Raw genomic sequence first — 21,950 nt, forward strand, 5'->3', positions numbered from 1 at the left:
CTCCGTTCTGGCGACTAGATCATCGTCCCGACCATGGGAGTGAGCCGATGGGGAAGCTTCGTAGCGCGCAGTGGTACGCGGGCCAGGACCGCAACGCCTATATCCACCGGGCCTGGATGCGCCGAGGTGTTCCGGACGACGCTTTCGAGGGGCGCCCGCAGATCGCCATCGCGAACACCGCCTCCGACCTGACTCCGTGCAACGCGCACCTGAGTGAGGTCGCGGCGTCGGTGCGGGACGGCGTATACGAGGCCGGTGGCATTCCGCTGGAGATGCCCGTGGTCTCCCTCGGGGAGACCAACGTCCGGCCCACCGCCATGCTCTGGCGGAACATGGCGGCGATGGCCACCGAGGAGATGCTGCGCGCCAACCCGATCGACGGCGTGGTGTTGCTCGGCGGCTGTGACAAGACGATCCCGTCCCTCCTCATGGCCGCCGCCTCGGTGGATCTGCCCGCGGTCGTCGTGCCGGGCGGACCGATGCTCACCGGTACTTTCCGCGGGACTCCGTTGGGCTGCGGTACCGACGTCTGGCGGCTCTCGGAGGAGGTGCGCGCCGGCACCCTGTCTCAGGAACAGTTCGTCCGCTCGGAATCGTCGATGATCCGCAGCCGCGGCCACTGCAACACGATGGGGACCGCTTCCACCATGGCTCTGGTGGCGGAGGCCCTGGGCATGGTCGTGCCCGGGGTGGCAGGCACACCCGCGCCGGACAGCCGTCTGCTCCAGGCCGCCCACGGCACCGGGCGGCTGGCCGTGGACATGGTCACCGCCGAACGACGGCCGAGCACGTTCCTGACCAAGGCGTCGTTCCACAACGCGATCGTGGCGCTGGCCGCCGTCGGCGGTTCCACCAACGCCGTCGTCCACCTCCTGGCCATCGCCGGACGCCTGGGCATCGACCTGACCCTCGACGACTTCGACCGCATCGGCTCGCGGGTCCCGGTGCTGGTGGATCTCCAGCCGGCCGGCCGCTTCCTCATGGAGGACTTCCACCGGGCCGGCGGCCTGCTCGCGGTACTCCGTGAAGTCAGGGAACTGCTGGACCCCGAGGCCAAGACGGTCACCGGACAACCGCTGGTCGACTCCCTCGACGACGCCTCGATCTGGGACGCCGAGGTGATCCGGACCCGCGCGCAGCCGTTGGTCGCGCAAGGCGGCATAGCCGTGCTCCGGGGAAGCCTGGCACCCGACGGTGCCGTGATCAAGCCGGCGGCGGCCTCGCCGCATCTGCTGCGGCACCGGGGCCGGGCGGTCGTGTTCGACAGCATCGAGGACTTCCACGCGCGCATCGACGACCCCGGCCTGGACGTCGACGCCGATTCCGTGCTCGTCCTGCGCGGCTGCGGACCGAAGGGCTATCCGGGCATGCCGGAGGTCGCCAACATGCCGCTGCCGAAGAAGCTTCTCGAGGCGGGCGTCCGGGACATGGTGCGGATCTGCGACGGCCGGATGAGCGGCACGGCCTACGGCACGGTCGTGCTCCACGTCGCGCCCGAAGCCGCCGCCGGCGGACCCCTCGCCTTCGTGCGCACCGGCGACATCATCACCTTGGACGTCGAGGCCCGAAGCATCGACGTGGAGGTACCGGCCGACGAACTCCTGGCGCGCGGGCCGAACCCGGCGACCGTCGCAGGGTTCGCCGATCCGCGCCGAGGCTGGGAGCGGCTGTACATAGACCATGTCCAGCAGGCCGACACCGGCGCCGATCTGGACTTCCTCGTCGGATCCAGCGGCTCGGAGGTGGCCCGGGAATCGCACTGAAGGGGGTTTTGATCAGAAGGCTGATAGTCCGTTGGGCGTGCCCATGCCGGTGGACCCGTCGTAGCCGAGGACCGCGGTGCACTGGTGGTCACCGATCGAATCCGGGCTCGGCCGCTTCACACACATCCCTCGCATTCTCATAACCCTGATCCCCGTTAGCCGATGGTGTAGGCGTTGTCGACCGTCTGGCTGATCGACCCGCCGAGCGCGTCGGTCGCCGGCCGGTGGCGGCGCGGTCGCGGCGGCACCGCCGGCGGTGGCGGTGGCCAGGCCCACAGCCATGGCCGCCGCCAGGATCGGGACACGGCGGATACGTGCTAGCACAAGTGGTTCCTCCAGATCGTCGGATCGGCTCCGGGGCGTGGGACGTGTCCACCGTCAGAGCCCTGTGCCTTGTCGAAGTACTGATGACGTGGAGGCCGGAAATGTTATACGCGCTTTCATCTCAGCTGGTGGATTCCTGGATTCCGCAGCTATGATTAATGCCGCCTAACCAAGGGCTGTCATTCGGGGGAGGGACCGTGCGAGACACTGTCCGGGGGTTCAGTCGGTCGGCGGCGATCAGCGCCGTACTGGCGGCGACGATGGCGGCGGCGGTCGCGTGTTCCACGAGCGGGACTGTCAGGGCTGGCGGGGCCGCCGGCGGCGCGAATCCTTTGACCGGCACGGGTTCCGGGCCCGCGACCTCCGCGAGCGGGCCGGCGCCGACCGGCCAGTCGCTCGTCTCAGGCCGGCAGGGCTCGCCGACCACGTCGGCGTCGGCATCGGACGTCACCGTGACCCAGGGCGAGGCCGCGGCGGCGCTGGGGGCGTATCAGAGTGCGAACAACACAGTCAACGCCGCTCTGGACATCCCGGGGGAAGCGAAGATCGAGAGTGGTTCGCTGCTGACCCTGGACCAGGGCAGCCTGCTCTACTACCAGGGAATCGGCGGCGCCAAGGCCGCCCAGTCCAAGGCGCCGGTCACCTTCGCCGACCCGGTGTTCTACATCGCCCGCTCGATCGCGTACCCGCGTGGGTTCTACGTCACGGCGAACGCGGTCCAGCCGGGCTTGCCCGACGCCGGCTCGCTCCTGCACTTCACCCAGGAACAGGCCGGCGCGCCCTGGCTGGTCGACACCACGCTCGGGCTGACCGCGGGGCGGCAGTGGCCGGCCTTCGCCGTCGGTGCCGACGGGTTGTTGGACTACACCGCGACCCAGCTGACCCGACTGCCGCTCGACACGACCGACCTGGCCGTCGCCGACCGGACCCTGCTCACCGGCGACGACGCCGGCACGCCGGGCTCGCCGTTCGTGAGCGACGACGTGACCACCGCCGAGCGGAAGTGGATCCAGGACGACACCTCCGGCGTCTCCCCGGCGACCGTGACGCTGACGGTGTCCACGGCCACCGACCCGCTGCCGACGTACCTGCCGCTCAAGGACGGCGGCGAGCTGGCGATCTACGGCACGCGCCTCTCCTTGCGCGCGACCCAGGCCGGCCGCACCTTCACCTTCGCCGACCAGGGCTGGGCGAAGGTCGCCGGCGCCCAGACCGCCGAGGGCGGCTTCACCACGGATTCGGTGTGGATGGTCGCCGCCGTCGACCCGCCGGAGAAGTCGGGGAAGATCCAGAAGATCGCCTACAACGGGGGTTTGGTGTCCGTGGAGCACTGAGGCGGCGGTCCGAGCTCGGGCCTCATGCCTCAGGCCCCTGATTCCAAGTCTCAGGCCTCAGCCCCCGAGCCCGGCGGCGCGGACCTTGTTCTCCGCCGCTGTGATCAGCGAGGCGTCGACCGCGGGCGCCGGGGCTGAAAGGGAGCTCGCCGAGAACGTCACCAGCGTGCCGCCGACGCGATCGACGACGTAGCGGTCGCTCGGCTGCTTGCTGGGGTCGGTGAGGTAGTAGACGACGCAGTCGCTGGAGACCGGGTCGGGCTGCGGCTGGACGACGTAGGACGCGGGTGCCTGGCCGGCCTCGGACGTCTGGAACGGCTGCTGGCACTGCGTCTGCATCGCGTGGAACACGTTCATCAGGGCTGCGGCCTCGGCGTCGCCGTAGTACTCCACGCTTTCCGCGAGGAGCCCTGGTTCTCCGTTCGTGCCGACGGTCGGCAGATCGAATCCGATCGAGGCCGTGGGCGCCTCGAAGTCGGGGCCGCCGTTGTCCAGCTTCTGCGTCAGTTGGTCCATGGGCGCGCAGCCGCCGTTGGTCGGGTACAGGTACATCGCGATCCGGAATTCGAGGGTGTGGCTCTGCCCGAGGCCCGGTACGTCGCTCCCGGCCAGGAGCGCTTGCTGAAGCTGGGCCGTTGAGGGCGCGCTGGACGACGTGCTCGGGCTCGGGCTCGGGTTCGCGCTCGCGCTCGCACTCGCGCCCGTGGTACTGATGCCCGACGGCGTGACCGGCCCGGAGCCGCCGATCTGCCCGGAGCTGCCGATCTGCCCGGACGATGAGCACCCGGCCACGCCGAGTGCGGTCGCCGCGAGTGCGGCCAGCAGTGAGGAACAACGGATGACCCGCCCCATGGTGACCCCTGACTCCGTTCACACGCACTCGGCTTGACGAGTCCCGAGGCTAGGGGCTGCGCGAGAGGACCGGTCCTGACGGCGTCCTCCGAGCGCTTCGCTGCCGCACAGGGAGTATCCCGGATGCCGCCCGCGGCAGTGTGGGAAATCCGTGTCCATGACAGGCCGCGTGCCCGCAAGCACGGGGGCAGCACAACGGGCTGGCTGGACAAGAACGCGCCGGACATCGAATGGGAGCGAATGAATATTCGAATACTCGAGAGCGCAGGGGGACCCGCGCCGGATTGGGCGCAGGACATCGAGCCCCGCTGAACTCGCCGGTCAGCGCTTAGCAGTCGGCGCTCAGCGTTCAGCAGCCAGCAGCCAGCAGCCAGCAGCCAGCGCTCAGCGATCAGTAGTCAGCGCTCAGCAAAGGCCGCGAGTGTCGCGCCGAGCTGTCGCACCGGCTCCTCCCCGCTGAACCGGAGCACGACGCTCGTCGCGCCGGCCGCTTCGAGCTGCGCGATACGTGCGGCGGCGTCCGCCGGGGTCCCGCTGACGGTGAACACCTCGGCCGGAGTGCGGTCGAGCCAGGCGGCCTGATCCTCGACCGCCGGGCGCAAGACCTCCGCCGCCTGCCGGGCGTCGTCCGCGACGGCCGCGTACGCGAACGCGATCAGCTCGTGCTCCTGCGCGCCGCCGCCCTTGCGGATCAGGGCGAGCGCCGCCTCCAGATCCGCCGGGCCGTGGCCTTCGGCGAGTACCGTGCCGTCCGCGACCCGCCCGGACAGTTCCAGCGACCGCGGTCGCACCACGCCCAGCACCACCGGGGGGACCTGCGCGGGCGGGTGCACCAGCCGCAGGCCGTCGATCCGGACCTCGCCGCCCTGCATCTGTACCTGCTCGCCCCGCAACAGCGCGCGCACGGCTTCGGTGGTCTCCGCCAGCAGAGTCAGCGGCGAGGCCGGCGCCGCCCCGACCGACGCCATCCAGCCGGTGACGCCGTGCCCGATGCCCGCGACGAACCGGCCGGGATACACGCGCGCCAGGAATGCCACCTCCATCGCCAGCAGCGCCGGGTTCCGCAAGGGCGCAGGAGCGATCCCCAGCCCGACCCGCATCCGCGACGTCGCCGCCAGCGCGACCGTGGCCGCCGAGATGCCGCCGCCCCAGCTGAGGTCTTCCACGACCCACAGCTCGTCGGTGCCGAGCGCTTCGACTTCGCGCGCGAACGCCGGCAGCCCTTCCGGGGCCCAGGCGCGGTCGTACATGACACCGATTCGAAGACTCGACATGGACCGGGACGCTACCGGATCTGGAAGGTCTGGGCCGGGTCGTGAGTTCGACGGGGTTCTGCTTCGGGAACCGGCATCTGTATCAGTAGTCTGAGCCTGACTGTGCGCGCCGCCGAACGGGCCCGGTCCGCTCTACACCCGTGCACATCTGCCACTGAGGGGGAGCAATGTCAGCGCAAGCGGTCAGGCCCATCATCTTCTCCGGATACAGCAGTATCGCCCTGTTCGGCTATGCCGAGGTGCTGCCGCCGAAGTCCGTGATCATCGTCGAGGAGGCGGAGTACGCGCGCGAACGTGACGCGCAGGCGTCCGTCTCCTGGTCGCCGCTGGTGCGCGAGGTCCTCGAATGGGACCTCGTCGGGCCGGGCCGGGCCGAGGAGTTCTTCCTCGCCCACCGCGACCTGGATCCGGTCGCGGTCGTCCCGAACACCGAGGTGGGCACCTTGTTCGCGGCCCGCCTGGCCGAGTGTCACGAGCTGCCCGGTGCGGGATTCGGCGCGGCGCGGGCGATGCGGGACAAGCGCCGGTTGCGGGCGATCACCGGGGCGGCCGGGATCCCGAATCCGGAATCGGTCGTGGTGGCCGACGCCGCGCGGGCGCAGGCGTTCCTGGCGGCGGTCAACGGCCCGATCGTGCTCAAGCCGGCGGCCGGTATGGGCTCGACGGCCACCTGTGTGGTGCGCGATGCGGCCGAGATCGACGCGGTCTGGGAATCGCTGCGGCAGGAGGCGGCGCGGTTGGGTCCGGAGCAGCCGATGCTGGCCGAGCGCTTCGTGGCCGGTCCGGAGTTCAGCGTCGAGATGCTCGTGCGAGGCGGCAAGGACGTGTTCGCCAGCGTCACCGGCAAGCTGCTGTACCCCGGATCGCGGCCGGTGGAGATGGGCCACGTGGTCCCCGCGGACATCCCCGCGGCGCTGACCGAACTGCTGGTCCAGCAGACCCGTCGGGTGGTCGAGGCGGTGGGCTTCGCCGACGGCATCGTCCACTGCGAGTGGATCGTCGCCGACGGCGTCCCGTATCTGGTGGAGTGCGCGGGCCGGTGCGCCGGAGCCGGGATCATCGACATGATCCGGCAGGCCTACCCGGTCGACATCGTCCGGGCCTACGTCGACATCCTGTCCGGCCGGGCGCCCTCGGTCGAGCTGCCGACCCGGGCGCGGCGGGCGGCGTCGGTCCGCTTCACCAGCGCGCAGCCGGGCGTGGTCACGGTGATCCGGGGCATCGAAGCGGCCAGCGCGTCCGAAGGCGTCTTCTACGCCGGGGCCGCAGTGGAGGTCGGCGGCCGGGTCGACGAGCTGCGCAGCTCCGGCGACCGCCCCGCCTTCGCCGCGGTGACCGCGGACACCCCGGCCGAAGCGCTGCGCCTGGCCGCCGCGGCCGCCGCGTTGATCGAGATCGACACCCGCCCGGAGCAAGGAGAGTGAGCGGAGCGAGGAGGCGGGCTCACCCCATCAGACGTCGGCTCAGCCGCAGCATCTGAGCGAGCGTCGTGCGCGGCAGGTAGGCCCGCCCGATCGCGTTCGTGATCGCGGGCAGCGCGACCGGATCGGGATAGGCGATGTACAGGGGCTGATACTGCGGCTGGAACTTCGCCTTGAACGCCAGCAGCGAGCGGAAGCCGTACACCGGCTCCAGGACGCGGCCGACCGTGTCCAGCATCCGCTGCAAGCCGTCCGCGGCCCGCCGGTGGTCCGCGGCCCGGGCCAGGGGAGCGCCGGACAGGCTCATGAACTCGGCTCCCTCCTCCTTGAAACGCAGGGCCGCGGTGGCGATCAGGAACTCCATCACCCCGTGGAAGCTGTCGGTACCGCGCCGCATGAAGTCCAGCGTCCAGCCGACCGGTTCGCCGTCGCGGTAGCACGGCAGCCAACTCGTGATGCCGTGCAGCCGGCCCTGGTCGTCGGCCGCCACCAGACAGCGGACGTGCGGATCGTTCAGCTCGTCCAGGCCGCCGAGAGTGAAGCCCATCTCCGGCAGGCCCTTGGCGGCGACCCATTCCTGCGACAGGTCCCGCACCTGCTCACGCAGCAGCGGAGCCGCTGTCGGGAAGGAGACCCAGGACGCCGCGACCCCGACCTTGCCGGCCTTGTTCAGCGCCGTCCGCACGTCCTGCCACTTCTTGCCGGTGAACGCCAGATCGGCCAGCGGCAGCAGCGTGTCCTCGGCCACCTGCACACCGCGCCACCCCAGCCGGTTGGCGACGTCCAACGTCTCGGCCGTGACGCCGTAGAAGCAGGGGGACCAGCCCTGCTGATCGCAGTACTTTGCGAACTGCGCCAGCACCGCGTCGCGGGCTTCGGGATCGCCGTAGGGGCCGCCGGTGGTGAGGGCGACCTTGCCGATCACCCGGTAGGCCACGGCGGCCCGGGCGTCGTCGGCGATCCAGTACTCGTGGCCGGGCCAGGTCGTCATATAAGAGAGCGTTGATCCTCCGTACGTCGTGAGCAGCGCGCGCGCCTCAGATTCCGACCCGGCCCGGTGCCGCAGCGGGGGCCGCCAGAAGGCCAGAAGGAGCCCACCGAGCGTCACCGCCCAGAACGCCGGTCCCACCCAGAAGTAGAGGGTCCGCGCGGCGCCGCCCTGTGGGAGGAAATGAGCGTACGGCGCGTCGAGAATGCCCAGATAGACCGGCGGTATCAGACGTTTGATGAAGTCGGCCGCCAGATTGCCGTGGCCGGGGACCGGCGCGAAGTCGCCGCGCACGGCGTAGCCGAACTGCACATACGCGGCGCCGATGCCGACGAACGCCGCTGTCACCGCCACAGACACCCGCAGAATCGTCCTGCGCGGGACCCGCAGTTCGAAGTGGCGGCGCTTGACCAGAAGCAGCCCGATCACCAGCAGAGGCATCGCCACCAGAGGTATCGAATACAGGACGACGAACCTGTGGGCGTCGCCGTATCCGGGATCCGAGGGGTCGAGGAAGGACAGGCCCTGAGCCGCGTACCGCCAGGTGGCCAGGGCGGCTCCGGTCTCGATCAGAAGCGCGGCCAGCAGAGCCAGACGGCGACCTCGACGCAGCCCCTCGGCGACGATCAGCAACAGGATCGCCGGCACGAACAGCATCAGCACCGAGGGACTGCTCGCGAGCAGCGACTCAGATCGCACCTGAAGACAGCCCGCTGACATGTCCGCCGCGCTGGCGCAACTGCTCCGCAGATCATCGGCTCCGGGCCCGGTTCCCACGAACAAGTCGGAGTACAAAGAGAACGGCCCGTAAGGTGCCCTCGTCAGAAAGGCGATCAGCGGCCCCAGCGCAGAGGCGCCGACGGTGATCGCGACCAGGACGCGGCTCTCGGCGTGGGACACGACGCGCTCGTGCCGAGGACGCCGGCGACCCCACAGAAACGCGCCGCTCACCAGGCCGATCCCGGCACCGCAGAAGCGCAGGATGTCCTGTGCGGTTCCGTCGTAGAGCGTGAACAGCAGCACGCCGAAGCCCAGGACGAGCCGGAGCCGGCGGCGCCACAGCGAGGGCAGGCGCGCGCTGAGGGCCAGACCCACGCCGACGATGCCGACGCTGGCCCCGGTGGCCGCGTCGGTCTGGTCCGAGCTGAGCCAGACGTCGCCGGTGTCCGAGCCGAGCCCGATGATCCCCGCGCCGAGCAGTGCGCCGCCGACCTGGCAGAGCGCGAACAGACCCAGAGTCGTGCGGGTGCCCAGGCGGCGCTCCGCCGGGGCCAGCACGGCGAACGCGAGCAGGACCGTGGCGATCAGGGCCGTGGGACCGGCGCTCCACAAGCCGTAGCTCAGGACCGTCCACCACTTGCCCTCGGCGAGAATCGAGGCGCCGGTGCCGACCACCCGCCCCGGGCTGCCGTCCGCATCGGCGGGCACGCTGCCGCCCACCGCCGCGACCAGGACCAGGAGCGTGACGAGCGTCGCGGTCAGCGGCGCCCGGCCTGCCGCCCGGCGGACCCGCGCCGGCACGGTGCCGAAGAGGCCGAGTCTGCCGGCCGGCACAGTCTCAGTACTCATCGTCGGGCCAGCCCGTTGCGCTCGGCGATCCACGGCAGCTGCTGCACGAAGCCGGCCCGCCACACCTGCCAGCTGTGACCACCGGGCAGCTGGGTCATCTGCACGTCGACTCCGGCTTGCAGACACGCCAGGTACACGACGCCCAGCTGGGGTGTGAACTCCTTGTCAGTGGTCCCGCTGACGATGCGCCCGGCGAGATCCGGAAACTTCCGCGTGGCCAGGACGGACACCGGGTCGGCGCGCTCGAACGCGCCTTCGTCGCCGCCGAACGCCTTCTTCACGGTGTCCTTGTGGTTGCCGAGCGTCGGTTCGCGTTGCCCGGACAGGTCCAGGAACGTCCGGTAGAGGTGCGGAGCGCGGACCGCCAACTGGACCGAGCAGGTCCCGCCGAACGAGAACCCGCCGATGGTCCAGCCCCGGTCCGGTGGCGCGACCTGGAGATTGGCCGTCACCCAGGCCTTGAGGTCGGTGGTCAGGTAGGTCTCGGCGTTGCCGAGCTTGGAATCCATGCACAGCGAGTTGCCGATCGTGGACCCGGTCGCGTCCGGCATCACTGTGACCGGGGCCAGGCCGTGGTGCGTGGCGGCGTAGCCGTCGAGCACCTTCTGCACGCCGCCGGCGTCGATCCAGTCCCGTGGCGTGCCGGGCTGCCCGGGGAGCAGCACCAGCAACGGCAGTTCGGGGCGCGGGTCGGCCCGGTAGGCGGGCGGCAGGTAGACCCAGGCCTTGCGGGCGTTGAAGTGGGAGACCGTGCCCGGGATCGTGACCTCGGACAACGTGCCCGAGCTCGGCAGGCCCGCGGGCGCGGTCCACACGTCGGCGAGCATGCGTCCCGACGGCGCGGTGACCAGGTCGGTGCGGCTGCCGGCGGCCTTCTTGAAGTCGGTGCCGGTGTCGAGCCACGGGCCCAGGACGGCGCGCGTCGACGTATAGCTCTGGAAGTAGCGGTTGACCTGGTTCAGGCCGGTCAGGCCCACGACCACCGCGCAGCCGAGTGCCCCGGCCCGGCGGCCCCAGGACAGGGTCGGCAACCGCATGGCCGCGACGGTGACGCCGAGAATCGCGACGCCCATCCAGAGCAGGACCTCGGTGGGCAGCCCCTCGGGGAAGGGCTGCCACCACCGGTCGACGATGATTCCCAGGATCGCGGTGAGCACGACGCCCACCCCGACAGCCGTCGGCGCTTTCCAGACCCACCAGGTGCGGGCCCGGTCGGCCAGCAGCGCGGCGAAGGCCGCAGTCGTGAGAACCAGCAGGACGACCGGGATCGGCCCGCTGAGCAGAGACCAGTCGAGCGGATTGCTCACCGGGTGCCCCGCTGGGCCGGAGCCGGAGCCGGAGCCGGCGCCGGAGCCAGCGCCGGAACCGGACCCGGAGCCGGACCCGGAACCGCGGTCAGGGCCGCGGCCGGTGCGGCGGGACGGCTGGAACCGGCGTCCTCAATTCGCCGATTTGTCGGCTTCGGGTCGTCGGCGTCGTTGGTGAGCATGTAAAAGAGATGCCTACAGCCTTGCCCAGGTTGCCTCAGCGTGCGGTCGGCATCGGTTCTCAGCCGCCGGATTGCGCCAGCCAGGCGTGTCCTTCGCTGAGGATGGCGCGTTCCTGTTCGCTGAAGCGGATGGGGAACGTGCCGGTCACCGCGATGCCGCTCGATTCGATGAGGTAGGCCAGCGAGGCGTATTCGCGGGGGTGGCGCTCGCGCAGGGCGTCGGCGTCGATGTCCGGCGCGGCGGCCGGGCCGAAGGGGTAGGTGAAGCCGCCCAGGTCGTAGACGGCGTCCCGGCGCTCGATGCGCCAGGTCCCGGCGCGGCGGCTGACGCGGTCCAGGAAGCGGACGTGGACCGTCGCGCCGATGCCGAGCTCCGTGTGGTCGGCCAGCAGAATCGCGTTGGTCTCGACGAAGGCCCGGTCGCCGGCGAAGGCGATGGTCGGGTTGCCGATGAAGTGCTTGGTGCGCAGCGGGCCCTCGGCCATCCGCCGGGAGCCTTCGATGAAGTCGTGGGCCCGGCCGGAGAACCACATGACCCTGAGGGTCGCGTCCTCGTGGAACAAGGTGGCCAAGGTGTCCCAGTCCTGTCGGTCGCGGTGGATCCAGCCGGTCATCAGGTCGCTGATGGCCTGACGGTCGGCGAGGCGGTCGGCGGCGGGGCGGCTGTCGGGGTGGTTTTCGGGCATGGGAGCCTCCTCGGGATGGCTTGGGACTTGGGACTTGCTGCTTGGCGGGTTCGTTCACTGCCCCGCGACGACCGGATGCGCGGTGTTGTGCGCGGCGTCGTGTGCGGTGTCGTGCGCGGCGTCGTACGCCTGCCGCGCGGCGGTGAACCGCGGCATGTTCACTTCGGCCCAGTCGCCGATCACCGCGATCGGCTCGGCCAGGGAATGCCCCAGCCCGGTGAGCGTGTACTCGACCCGCGGCGGCACTTCGGCGAAGACCTGCCGGGTGAGGAGCCCGTCGCGCTCCATCCGGCGCAGCGACTGGGTCAGCACCTTCGGGGCGACGCGGCCGAGGTGCGTGCGCAGCTCGGTGAAGCGCATCGGGCCGTCGGAGAGCAGCAGGACGACCAGGACGGTCCACTTGTCGCCGATCCGGTCCAGCAGGAGCCGGGTCGGGCAGTCGGCGTCGAACAGATCCCCGCTCGACTCCCCGTTCTCCTCGTCTTCACTGTTCTCCCTGGTCTCGCGCTCGGCCCGGAGTCGGCCGACCAGTCTGGGCGCGGCAATAGTAACCATGAGGTACTTATAGCACGTTGAAGTAATCAGTAACTGATGGTTACTGTCACTGCCAGTACCGCTCGGAACGGGCCGGTACCAGTCGCTGGAAGCACACTGGAAGCCAGAACGAGGGAGACACGAGCATGAAGATCGCGGTCTACGGAGCCACCGGCATGATCGGCAGCCGGGTGGTGGCCGAGGCGCTGTCCCGCGGCCACGAGGTCACCGGCATCACCCGCTCCGGCGGCGCGCTGCCCGAGGGTGTGCACGCGGTCCAGGGCGACGCCGGCGACGCCGAGCTGGCCCGACGCGTCGCCGGCCAGGCCGACGTCGTGGTCTCGGCCATCGGCCCCAGCCGCACCGGCGGCGACCGGCGCGAGTACCTGGCCCAGCTGCGCACCCTGGCCGAGACGGCCGGCGAGGCCCGCCTGATCGTCGTCGGCGGCGCCGGTTCGCTGCTGGTGAACGGCCACCGCCTGGTCGACGACCCGGGATTCCCCGACGTGTACAAGGCCGAGGCGCTGATCGCGGCCGAGGGTCTGGACTACATTCGCGGGCTGGGCGACAGCGTCGACTGGACCTTCTTCAGCCCGGCGCCGGTGATCCAGCCGGGTGAGCGCACCGGCTCGTACAAGACCGAGGCGGACACCCCGGCCGGCGACACGATCTCGGCCGAGGACTACGCGGTCGCTCTGCTGGATGAGGTCGACAAGGCCGCCTACCGGCGCCGGCGGTTCACCGCGGCCAACTGAGGGACTCGCGGACCCGCGGACTCGCACATCGACCTCGGCCTTGCCCCCGGTCTTGACCTTGACCATTGGGGAAGCCACAGAGTGGGGAGTGACCGGGCATTCCGCCCGGAACGAGGGAGCCGTCCATGGGCCTGCTCAGCATCGGCGAGTTCGCGCGCCTGTCGCGCCTGTCGCCCAAGGCGCTGCGCCTGTACGACGAACTCGGGCTCCTGCGGCCCGCGCGCGTCGACCCGGACACCGGCTACCGCTGGTACGCCGAGACGCAGCTGGAACGGGCCCGGCTGGTCACGGCCCTGCGCCGGGTCCGGGTCCCGCTCGCCGGGATCCGGGACATCCTGGCCCTGGAACCGGCGGCGGTGGCCGAGGAGATCCGCGCCTACTGGGCCGGGTCCGAGCTCGAGCACGAGGCTCAGCGGCAACTGATGGGCGACCTCGTTGACCACCTCCACGGAGAGAAGCCCACCATGTACGAGGTCACAGTCCGCGACATGCCCGCCCGCACCCTGCTCAGCAAGCTGCGCCGGATCCACCAGGACGAGTTGCTGGCGGCGAGCCGGGAACTGTTCATCCACCGCCTGGCCCGCGGCGGCGTGCCCCGGCCCGAGGGGATCGCCGGAGCGCCGTTCACGATCTACTACGGCGAGGTGAGCGGGGACAGCGACGGGCCGGTGGAGTGGTGCTGGCCGGTGCCGGAGGATCAGGCCGAGCAGATCGCCGCCGGCTTCCCCGATCTCACGCTGCGCACCGAGCCCGCGCACCAGGAGGCGTTTATCCGCCAGAGCACACCCATCGGGTCGGGCAGCGGGACCGAGGTCGAGCTCGCCGTCGGGGCCCTGTTCGCCTGGGCCGTGGAACACCAGCGTGAGCCCGCCGGCGGTGTCCGGCTACTGCTGATCTTCAACCCGGCCAACGGGCCGGCCGGGCCCGACGGGGAATTCGCCATCGTCCTGAGCTGAATCCGGCCGGCGGCGAGATCCGCGACGAGGTCGGCGAGATCAGCCCGAACTCGAACACCGCTCCCTCAACGGTCAGGCCGAGTGCGTCCGCCACCGGCCCCCGCCCACCGATATCATGGTCACTCCCGAGCGCCGATGGACAGCGCGAACCACCCCCACCGAAGATGTCGGCCGAGCTCCAGGGGTTTGCACCATGCCCGATCAGCTGTTGTTTTCCTACGGGACCCTCCGCCTGCCCGGCGTCCAGCAAGCCCGGTTCGGCCGTGAGCTGCCGGGCCGCGCGGACGGGCTGCCGGGATTCCGGCTGGAGACCGTGACCATCACCGACTCGGCGGTGATCGCCGACAGTGGAAGCGGTCTGCATCCGGTCGCTGTGCGGTCCGACGAGCTCGCCGATGTCGTCGAGGGCACCGTGTTCACCGTCACCGCGGCCGAACTCGAGGCGGCCGACGCCTACGAGGCCGACGACTACACCCGGTTCAGCCTCGCTCTGCGTTCCGGGGAACAGGCCTGGGTCTACATCGACGCCGCGACCGCCGAGGCGCTGCGCGTGGAACGGCTGGTCGCGGCCCAGGCCAACGCCGAAGCCTTGTTCGCGGAGGTCGGCAGGCGCGGCATCATCCGGGCCGGTGTGGGCGAACGACAGGCGAGCCAGGAGATCCGGGACCTGGCGAACGAGCTGTTCGGCACCACCCGGCACTGGCACAAGCGCATCGTCCGGGCCGGACCCAACACGCTCCAGCCCTACCGCGAGAACCCGCCGGACCGGATCATCGAGGCCGACGACATCGCCTTCGCCGACTTCGGCCCGATCTTCGCCGAGTTCGAAGCCGACCTCGGCCGCACCTACGTCCTGGGCGAGGACCCGGTCAAACACCGGCTCGCGGCCGACCTGCCCCAGGTCTTCGCCGCCGGCCGCGCCTTCTTCGCCGAGCACCCGGAGCTCACCGGCGCCGAGCTGTACGCCGAGATCGGCCGGCTGGCCCGCGAGCGGGGCTGGACGTTCGGCAACATCCACTCCGGCCACCTCGTCGGCGAGTTCCCGCACGAGAAGATCGACGGCGCCGACATCGAGTCCTACATCGCCCCGGGGAACACCACACCGATGCGCCGCACCGACCGGCTCGGGCGCAGGTGTCACTGGATCCTGGAGATCCACCTGGTCGACGCGGAGCGCGGATTCGGCGGCTTCTACGAACAGCTTCTCGACCTGTGAGGACCGAGGTCAGGCCGGCGGCATCAGATCACTGTCGCTGATGGTGTACGTCAGCGGGGGATAGACGAAGTCCCTCTCGTGGTTCTCGCGGCGCCGCAGCCGGTAGAACTCCTGCTTCTGCTCCTCGTCGGCGGACGTGAGGCGCGCGCCGTCCGGGAGGTACACGTCCCCGTCACGAAACCGGACGAGGGTCTTCGACGTCCGAAAGGTGACGCCCAGCCATCGGTTGTCCGCGGCCTGGCCGGGCGCGTCCAACACGATCCTGTGCCTGAGCCGCCGATTCGCGGCGACCGAAAACGCGACGATGCTGTTGTGGACGAGGGGGATCTCGAACTTCTCGGCATCGGGCCCCGGCCCCTTGGACTCGAAGATCAGCTTCCGCGGCGGGCCGGATTCGGGATGCCGGTAGCAGGAGAAGACGGCGATGTGCGAGTCGCCGGCCAGATCGAGGGCCTGGTCGGAATGGCCGCCCATGGTTTTGTAAGCGTCCGTATACGTCTCGATCAGGGCATTGTTGAACCCGACCGGGAGCGCCGCGCGTTCCCGGATCTGTTGCGCCAACCGCTCGTGGATCGCCTGGAAACGCTGTGCCGGGCTGCCGTATCGAGTGGTGGTGCGCACGAGCGGTACCCCACCTGCCTCGTCGCTCCTGGCGAGCACCGCGCCCTGCCGGCCCTTTCCCACGTCTTCCCAACCGACCGAGGCGTACAGCTCCGTGAAGAGATCTTCCTCGGCCGGCAGAGCGCAGGAGATGATCTCCTCCGAGACCCTAGGCTCGCGGGGCAACGTAATCTCCCGCGTTCATGCTGAACAGGATGTCGTCGCCGTAGTCGATGAAGGACGAAGTCCTGTTCTCCTCGGCGTACAGCCTGCGCAGCTCATCCATGCCTTCCGGCGTGGGCGGCTCCAGCTTCACCAGATCCCCGGCCACCTTCAGGAACGTCTGGCCGTCCCGGTGAAGGGCTTCGGCGTTCGAGCAACGCACGACATATCCCAGGCGGGTCGGGAGCAATTCGGCGCCCAGGGTCGAGGGCCGGATTTCGTGGGTGTAGAGGCGATTGGTGGACAGCGGCATGAAGAACACGGAGCCGGGATACAGCGTCACAGAGAACTGCGAGGGCAACGCCGCGCCATCGCCTTCTCCGATCGGATCCTTGAGACGGAACTGGAGTCTGGTCATCCCGCTGGCGTTCTTCACGCCGTAGTCGAAGGCGTCGCCGGCCAGGGGCCGCAGCTTGTCGAGCCCTTCGTAGAAGGTGCAGAAGGCCATGATGCCGTTGCCGGGCATGTCCTTGGTCTTGTCGGCGTGCGAGGAGATCTTGGCCTTGGCCTGCTTGCGCTCGGCCGTGGCGAGCGTGTTGTGGTAGATCTGGGCCAGGACGTGGTTCAGCGGTGCCGGGTCCTGGAAGACGGCGGCGGCCTCGCGGTTCAGCGCCTCGACGATGCTCGTGTCGGTCGGGTGGAAACCCTCGGTCGGCCCCGAGAAGTTCGTGGAACACCGGAGCAGGCGGAAATGGAACTCGTCACCGTCTTGGGTGACAGGCGTCAGATAGATCCCGCTGCGATGGGCCGTTCCCGGCTTGGTGGACTCCGTCAGCGACTGGAACTCGTGCTCGGCACGGATCCGCCCGAAGTGATCGTCACCGGGGTCGAAGAAGCGGCGGTAGTACACGCCGACCCCGTGGACGCGGACGGGAACCCGGCCGAGGCCGACCACGGCCCAGGGACCGTCGACGTCCTCGCGGTACTCCGGTGACAGCTCCCGGACGACGAAAACGCGGTCGGCCGCATGCAGCCGGCGCTCGCTGACCGCCGAGATGTCGCCACACAGGTAGACGGTCTTGCGCGTGACATCGGACGAACCGGAGGCAAGGTCCTCTGGCGTGATCACGGATCCGAAGAAGTCCCTAACCAGGTCGAAGCCGTCGTCAGCCGACGACGAAGGCGCGACCAGGATGCTGCCCGTGTCGTCGATGCGGGTTTCTGTCAGCCGTGATGTCTCCATTGGACCTTGATGCTCTCACGGGTCCGACAGCCGGGCCAGGCGGCTGTCGCCCCTCGGGCGCTGTGTCTCATGCCGACCAGACGCGGCGGCACGTCAACGGCCTTGGCCGTGCGATGACTGTGCTCGGATTGTGAACAGCGGGGATGACACTTCGAGTTCGGCCACCACCGGCCGCCACCGGTCAACGCCGAGGCCTGTTCTATCAGCCCTCTGCGACATTCCCTGTTCAGGAGCGCTCCGTGAAACAACGGCTAGCCATCACCGCGGCGACGTTCGCCGCCGCCTCCCTCGCGGCCGCCGGCGCGATCGTCGGCCCCAGCGCCGCGCACGCCGACCCCTCCGGCCCGCCCGTTCTGACCGACGGCTACGGGCTGACGCAGGTCGACGATCCGTCCCTGTCCAATCCCGGCGTGCCCGCCCCGACCGCCACCGACTTCACCATCACGGTGTCCTCGGCGCAGGTCGCCAACGACACCGGGATGCTCGGGCACCACATCCGGATCAGCCTGCCGGCCGACTACTACAGCAACCCGACCAAGCGGTACCCCGTCCTGTACCTGCTCACCGGCTCTCCCGGCGACCCCTGCGACTACTTCGACAGCGCCGGCTTCCCGCAGCTCAACGCGCTGAAGGGGACGTCGGGGATGATCATCGTCATGCCCGACGGCGGACGCGGGTGGTTCTCCGACTGGCGCGACCAGTCCACCGCGCTCGGCGCCCAGAACTGGGAGAACTTCGAAGTCCAGCAGGTGGTCCCGTTCATCGACGCCAACCTGCGCACCGTCGCGGACAAGCAGCACCGCGCCATCGCCGGGGTCTCCATGGGCGGCTTCGGCGCGCTCCACCTCGCGCAGCTGCACCCCGACCTGTTCAGCCAGGTGGCGAGCCTGTCAGGGGACGCCGATCTGTCGCGCAACGAGATGGTCCTGCGCGAGATCGTCGTCGCCTCGCTCACCGATGCGCTCGGGGCGTTGTCCGGGGTCACCAGCGGCCTGCTCCCCGGCACCTCGGACTGGAGCGCGTGTCACCCGGTGAACGACCCCTACCAGCCGGCCGTCAGCAGCGACGCGTTGTTCGGCTCCCCGTATCCGGTGTCGGTGACCCCGCCGTTCGACGACTCCCTGTGGAACGCCGCCGATCCCACTCAGCACGCCGCGGCCTTCGCCGGGATGAACGTCTCCATCTACACCGGCAACGGCAACGGACCGGGAGGGGACTACCGGGAGTGGTGGCTGGAGAGCTCCTCCCAGCACTTCGCGGCCGCCCTGACCGCGGCGGGTCAGCACCCTTACTTCAAGGACTACGGCGGCGGCGCCGGATGGGGCCACTGCGACGGCGGTCATGACGTCACGTGCTGGGACGCGGACATGGCCGACCTGATTCCGCGCCTGCAACAGGCGTTCGGCATCACAAGCAGCAGTTGAACAGGCGCCGCCGCCCCGCACGAAGCCCCCACCTGGCCCGCTCAGCAGCGCGAACGGCGGCAGCGGGTGGATTCGACGCGATGTGCGATCGCTGTGTTCGGATTATGAAAAGGCGATGTGACACTTCCGGCCAATGCTTCATCAACCACTGAGAAGGGCACAACTGTGAGCACCAACGAACCGACCGCCCACCGCAAGCACGCCAAGGACAGCACCAAGCGCCTGCGCCGCATCGTGCCGCTGGTCACGGCCGCCACCATCAGCGCCTCGCTGGTCGCGGCCGCCGCCGGCCCGGCCAGCGCCGCCGCCCGGCCCGGCGAGGGCAGCGTGTCCAGCGCGGCGATGATGGACGCGGCGACCTACGTGCACGTCAGCGAAGGACACGTCACCATCGACACGCTCGCCGCCCAGAAGGCCGGCGTCAGCAGCCAGGCGCTGAGCGCCGAAGGCGCGATCGTGGCCGACCTGAACCGTTTCCTGGACACAGGCACCGCCGCTGTCGCCGCTGCCAGCGCCGCCCATCAGGGCGCGGCCGTCTCGGTCGCCATGGCCATCCCGGCCGCCGCCCAGGACAAGGTCATCCAGATCGCGCCCGGGGTCACCCTGACCATCGGCAGCACCTCTGTCGAGCTGAGCCTGTCCAAGGACGCCGTCACCGAGATCGAGAGCGTCGTCGGCTTCGGAGCGGCCGTCGCCGCGCTCGTCACCCCGGTCCTCGTCGCGGCGGGAGTCCCGAACGCCGCCCTGGTCAGCGGGGTCATCGCGGCCGCGCTCGGCGTCGGCGCCGCCTTCCTCAAGATCTGCACGGCCCCCGACGGCAGCGCCAGCTTCTCCGTCTCGTTGAACGCACTCCCCTCCTGCAGTGGTTTGAGTTCCCTCTAAATACCGCGCACGCACACCAGCTAGGGCCGAGATCGCTCTCGGCCCTAGCTGCTTTCGCGTCCGGGGACGGTAGTCGTGACAAACGTCGTGGGCATCGGCGGCCGGGGGTCCAGACCATGGTGGTGCACGGTGGCGAGGAGCGAGCCGGCCTCCAGCATCCGCCGCGCGAGCCCGCTCGTGAGCGTGATCACCGAGGCCGTGTGCCCGAGTACATCGTGCATGTCCCGGGCCACCCGGTCGCGCTCCTCATGTGCGCGCCCAGCCATCCCGTGGCCGCACTTTACCGCCTGGGCTGCCAGAAGAGGCCGTTGCGAGTGATCGCTCCGGGCCGCAAGAACGTCGGCGCCAGCAACAGCAGCGTCGCGACCTCGACCAGAACGCTGATCAGCGACTGCGGCGAGGGCTGCCGTCCGTGCTCGGTGAAGCCGAACACGCCGATCGTGCGGGAAGCGGCGAAGCCGCCGAGGGCGCCGGCCGCCGCGCCTGCCGCGCCGAGTCGTAGCAGGAGCGGGCTACTTAGCGGTAGGAGTGCCGCCAGGGTGAAAGAGACGCTGGCCTGGAGGAGGAACAGGACGCCCACGACGTGGATGAAGCGATAGCCGGTGATGTAGAGCTGGGCGTGGATGTAGCCGCTGACGGTCAGGGTGATGGCGGCCGCGATGCGTAGGCCGATCTCAGTCAGGGTTCTGGTTCCGGTTAGAACTCTGGTTCCGGTTCCGGTTCTGCTCCTCATGCCAGTCCTCATGCCAGCCTCGTGTCGGTGACGGCCAACGACGTGGCGCCGGTTTTGTACGTCACGGTGCGGATGCCCAGCGCGTCCTTGAGATGCCCGGCCGGCAGGACTTGCGGGGTCGGGCCCGGAGCCTGGCCTGGAGCGGGGAGGGGATAGGCCGTGGTGGTCGCGGAGTGGAAGGTGACGTTGCCCTCGGTCTTGCTGAACAGCTGGTGGACGTGCCCGTTGAGACAGGTGACCGACCCGAACCTGCGCAGCAGGGCCAGGACCTGCATGGCGTCGTCGGTGCCCCAGCCCCACGCCGGATACATGGCGAACAGGGGGATGTGGCTGAAGACCACGATCGGCGTGTCCGGGCTCAGCCCCGCCACGTCCCTGCGGACGAAGTCGATCTGGTCGGCGCCGAGGTGGCCCAGTTTCTCCAGGCTCAGGGTGTTGACCAGGGCTATGAAGTGCACGCCGTGGGTGTCGAAGGAATACCATCCGTCGCCGGTCGTGCCGCGGCCGAATGCCTGGCGGTAGGCGCGCCCGGCGTCGTCCACCGAGTCGTGCTCGCCCGGGACGGTGAACACCCGTCCGGTGCGCACCCCGCTCAGCATCTGCCGGACCTGGTCGAACTGCGCGGCGGTCGACAGGTGCGTCAGGTCTCCGGTGTGCATGACGAAGTCCGGCCGGAAACCCAGGGTGTTGATCTGGTCGATCGCCTCGCTGAAGGAGGCGGTGACGTCGGTGTTGGCCGGCCCGGTGAACCCGATGTGGCTGTCGGAGATCTGGACAAATCGCAGGGCATTGGCATCCGCGGCGGTCGCGGCGGCGACGGCGGCTGCGGCGCCGTCCTGGTCGTGGGCGATGTGGCTGACCACCTCGCCGCTGGCGACGGTGAGGACCACGGCGGAGCCGAACCAGCCGGCGTGGCGCAGGAGTTGGCGGCGGCTCATGCCATGCGGGCCGTCCGAGCCTTCCGGCTGGTCGAGGGCGGAGTCGTCGGTCATGGCGTCACCGTCACCGTCGCGGTCATGAACGGATGGATCGTGCACAGGTAGGAGTACGTTCCGGGCTTGGTGAAGGTGTACGAGTAGCTCTGTCCGGTGGCCAGCGCCGCCGATCCCAGCGGGCCGCCCGCGCCCTGGCTGGTGACGGTGTGCGCGTCAGAGTCCTTATTGGTCCAGGTCACCGTGGTCCCGGCGGCCACGGTCAGGGCGGCGGGGGAGAAGGCGAAGTTCATGATCGACACGGCGTTCCCGGCGACCGGTGCCGCGGATGCCGCCGGTGCCGTCGACGCACCACCGGTGGAACCGCTGGCCGTGGGCATCGTCATCGTCATGCCCGGCATCGCCGGGGCGTCGGTGACCGGTCCGGTGGCGGTCGACCCGGGGCTGCCGGCCAGGGACTGCCCGCTGCCCGGCCGGATCGCGGTGGAGACGTTCGCGGCGGCCGGGTGGGAAGCGCCGCCGCACGCGGACGCCAGGGCGAGGGTGATCACCGCCATGGCGACCAGATCCGGCTTTCGCGACCGCCCGGGACTGCCGGGGCTTGGGTTGGCACTCGGATGGTTGGCACTCGGATTCATCTGATTCCGGCTCCTGATTCCGTCTGCTCGATCGTGGTCGTAGACGGATAGCCGGCGGGGTTACAGGAGCGGCCGACAGGAGCGGGCCTCCGGCGGCGTCATGTAACCCGGATCCCTATCTGTCAGTGAGACTTGAACCTTCCGGCACCGACAGACGCTCTGCGAGGTCGATCAC

Annotated in this window: 20 protein-coding genes and 1 pseudogene; 9 read left to right on the plus strand and 12 right to left on the minus strand. The window is 70.0% G+C overall.

What is annotated here, in order from left to right; all coding sequences use genetic code 11:
• Nucleotides 1-47 precede the first annotated feature (47 nt).
• A complete protein-coding gene (locus tag KGQ19_RS07610; RefSeq protein WP_212008375.1) occupies nucleotides 48-1,763 on the plus strand; it encodes an IlvD/Edd family dehydratase in 1,716 nt (571 codons plus the stop codon).
• A 521-nt stretch (nucleotides 1,764-2,284) separates the two neighbouring features.
• Complete coding sequence (locus KGQ19_RS07615; RefSeq protein WP_212008376.1) at nucleotides 2,285-3,421, plus strand: DUF8094 domain-containing protein; 1,137 nt, start codon at nucleotides 2,285-2,287, stop codon at nucleotides 3,419-3,421.
• A gap of 57 nt (nucleotides 3,422-3,478) precedes the next feature.
• Here KGQ19_RS07615 and KGQ19_RS07620 read toward each other — a convergent pair whose 3' ends face one another.
• Entirely contained in the window at nucleotides 3,479-4,273 is a 795-nt protein-coding gene (locus KGQ19_RS07620) for a hypothetical protein (RefSeq protein WP_212008377.1), read from the minus strand.
• 398 nt (nucleotides 4,274-4,671) lie between these two features.
• Nucleotides 4,672-5,547 (minus strand): LLM class flavin-dependent oxidoreductase, encoded by an 876-nt coding sequence (locus tag KGQ19_RS07625; RefSeq protein ID WP_212008378.1) that lies wholly within the window; start codon nucleotides 5,545-5,547, stop codon nucleotides 4,672-4,674.
• 167 nt (nucleotides 5,548-5,714) lie between these two features.
• Between KGQ19_RS07625 and KGQ19_RS07630 the strand changes: the two genes are divergently transcribed.
• A complete protein-coding gene (locus KGQ19_RS07630; protein ID WP_212008379.1) occupies nucleotides 5,715-6,971 on the plus strand; it encodes an ATP-grasp domain-containing protein in 1,257 nt (418 codons plus the stop codon).
• A 19-nt stretch (nucleotides 6,972-6,990) separates the two neighbouring features.
• Here the strand turns inward: KGQ19_RS07630 and KGQ19_RS07635 are convergent, their stop codons facing one another.
• The 4 genes from KGQ19_RS07635 to KGQ19_RS07650 form a co-directional block, all read right to left on the minus strand.
• Nucleotides 6,991-9,525 (minus strand): bifunctional lysylphosphatidylglycerol flippase/synthetase MprF, encoded by a 2,535-nt coding sequence (locus KGQ19_RS07635; RefSeq protein ID WP_212008380.1) that lies wholly within the window; start codon nucleotides 9,523-9,525, stop codon nucleotides 6,991-6,993.
• Nucleotides 9,522-10,832, minus strand: coding sequence for an alpha/beta hydrolase (locus tag KGQ19_RS51770; protein WP_212008381.1), 1,311 nt, complete (start codon nucleotides 10,830-10,832; stop codon nucleotides 9,522-9,524). The genes KGQ19_RS07635 and KGQ19_RS51770 overlap by 4 nt, the downstream gene beginning before the upstream one ends.
• Before the next feature lie 241 nt (nucleotides 10,833-11,073).
• A complete protein-coding gene (locus KGQ19_RS07645; RefSeq protein WP_212008382.1) occupies nucleotides 11,074-11,700 on the minus strand; it encodes a nuclear transport factor 2 family protein in 627 nt (208 codons plus the stop codon).
• A 54-nt stretch (nucleotides 11,701-11,754) separates the two neighbouring features.
• Nucleotides 11,755-12,255 (minus strand): winged helix-turn-helix transcriptional regulator, encoded by a 501-nt coding sequence (locus tag KGQ19_RS07650; protein WP_212008383.1) that lies wholly within the window; start codon nucleotides 12,253-12,255, stop codon nucleotides 11,755-11,757.
• 125 nt (nucleotides 12,256-12,380) lie between these two features.
• Here KGQ19_RS07650 and KGQ19_RS07655 point away from each other — a divergent pair, with 125 nt between their 5' ends.
• The 4 genes and pseudogenes from KGQ19_RS07655 (at nucleotide 12,381) to KGQ19_RS07665 (ending at nucleotide 15,161) form a co-directional block, all read left to right on the plus strand.
• Nucleotides 12,381-12,989: an NAD(P)-dependent oxidoreductase gene (locus KGQ19_RS07655; RefSeq protein WP_212008384.1), complete on the plus strand. Its 609-nt coding sequence runs from the start codon at nucleotides 12,381-12,383 to the stop codon at nucleotides 12,987-12,989.
• A gap of 125 nt (nucleotides 12,990-13,114) precedes the next feature.
• Entirely contained in the window at nucleotides 13,115-13,945 is an 831-nt protein-coding gene (locus KGQ19_RS07660) for a MerR family transcriptional regulator (protein WP_194891613.1), read from the plus strand.
• 193 nt (nucleotides 13,946-14,138) lie between these two features.
• Nucleotides 14,139-14,459 (plus strand): annotated as a pseudogene (locus tag KGQ19_RS52625) (gamma-glutamylcyclotransferase family protein); the annotation flags it as partial.
• A 6-nt stretch (nucleotides 14,460-14,465) separates the two neighbouring features.
• Nucleotides 14,466-15,161, plus strand: a complete 696-nt coding sequence (locus tag KGQ19_RS07665) for a M24 family metallopeptidase (protein WP_413562448.1) — start codon at nucleotides 14,466-14,468, stop codon at nucleotides 15,159-15,161.
• Nucleotides 15,162-15,170: 9 nt separating this feature from the next.
• Here KGQ19_RS07665 and KGQ19_RS07670 read toward each other — a convergent pair whose 3' ends face one another.
• Together KGQ19_RS07670 and KGQ19_RS07675 are read right to left on the minus strand one after the other, a co-directional pair.
• Nucleotides 15,171-15,947 carry a hypothetical protein gene (locus KGQ19_RS07670; RefSeq protein ID WP_212008386.1) on the minus strand — a complete coding sequence of 259 codons (777 nt, stop codon included), beginning with the start codon at nucleotides 15,945-15,947 and terminating at the stop codon, nucleotides 15,171-15,173.
• The gene (locus KGQ19_RS07675; RefSeq protein WP_212008387.1) at nucleotides 15,931-17,166 is read right to left on the minus strand and encodes a hypothetical protein; all 1,236 of its coding nucleotides are present in this window, start codon (nucleotides 17,164-17,166) and stop codon (nucleotides 15,931-15,933) included. The genes KGQ19_RS07670 and KGQ19_RS07675 overlap by 17 nt, the downstream gene beginning before the upstream one ends.
• 239 nt (nucleotides 17,167-17,405) lie before the next feature.
• Here KGQ19_RS07675 and KGQ19_RS07680 point away from each other — a divergent pair, with 239 nt between their 5' ends.
• Together KGQ19_RS07680 and KGQ19_RS07685 are read left to right on the plus strand one after the other, a co-directional pair.
• The gene (locus tag KGQ19_RS07680; protein WP_212008388.1) at nucleotides 17,406-18,590 is read left to right on the plus strand and encodes an alpha/beta hydrolase; all 1,185 of its coding nucleotides are present in this window, start codon (nucleotides 17,406-17,408) and stop codon (nucleotides 18,588-18,590) included.
• A 165-nt stretch (nucleotides 18,591-18,755) separates the two neighbouring features.
• Nucleotides 18,756-19,472 (plus strand): hypothetical protein, encoded by a 717-nt coding sequence (locus KGQ19_RS07685; RefSeq protein WP_212008389.1) that lies wholly within the window; start codon nucleotides 18,756-18,758, stop codon nucleotides 19,470-19,472.
• 44 nt (nucleotides 19,473-19,516) lie between these two features.
• On the opposite strand, the gene KGQ19_RS53380 is transcribed toward KGQ19_RS07685, so the two are convergent.
• The 4 genes from KGQ19_RS53380 to KGQ19_RS07705 are packed head-to-tail and all read right to left on the minus strand — an operon-like array spanning nucleotide 19,517 to nucleotide 21,694.
• A complete protein-coding gene (locus tag KGQ19_RS53380; protein ID WP_212008390.1) occupies nucleotides 19,517-19,738 on the minus strand; it encodes a histidine kinase in 222 nt (73 codons plus the stop codon).
• A gap of 14 nt (nucleotides 19,739-19,752) precedes the next feature.
• On the minus strand, nucleotides 19,753-20,205 hold the full coding sequence (locus tag KGQ19_RS07695; RefSeq protein WP_212008391.1) for a hypothetical protein: 453 nt from the start codon (nucleotides 20,203-20,205) through the stop codon (nucleotides 19,753-19,755).
• Nucleotides 20,206-20,213: 8 nt separating this feature from the next.
• Nucleotides 20,214-21,197, minus strand: a complete 984-nt coding sequence (locus KGQ19_RS07700; RefSeq protein WP_212008392.1) for a metallophosphoesterase family protein — start codon at nucleotides 21,195-21,197, stop codon at nucleotides 20,214-20,216.
• Nucleotides 21,194-21,694 (minus strand): cupredoxin domain-containing protein, encoded by a 501-nt coding sequence (locus KGQ19_RS07705; RefSeq protein ID WP_230418321.1) that lies wholly within the window; start codon nucleotides 21,692-21,694, stop codon nucleotides 21,194-21,196. Before KGQ19_RS07705 ends, KGQ19_RS07700 begins: the two co-directional genes overlap by 4 nt.
• Nucleotides 21,695-21,950 lie beyond the last annotated feature (256 nt).

The sequence above is a fragment of the Catenulispora pinistramenti genome (assembly GCF_018274385.1).
Taxonomy (GTDB): domain Bacteria; phylum Actinomycetota; class Actinomycetes; order Streptomycetales; family Catenulisporaceae; genus Catenulispora; species Catenulispora pinistramenti.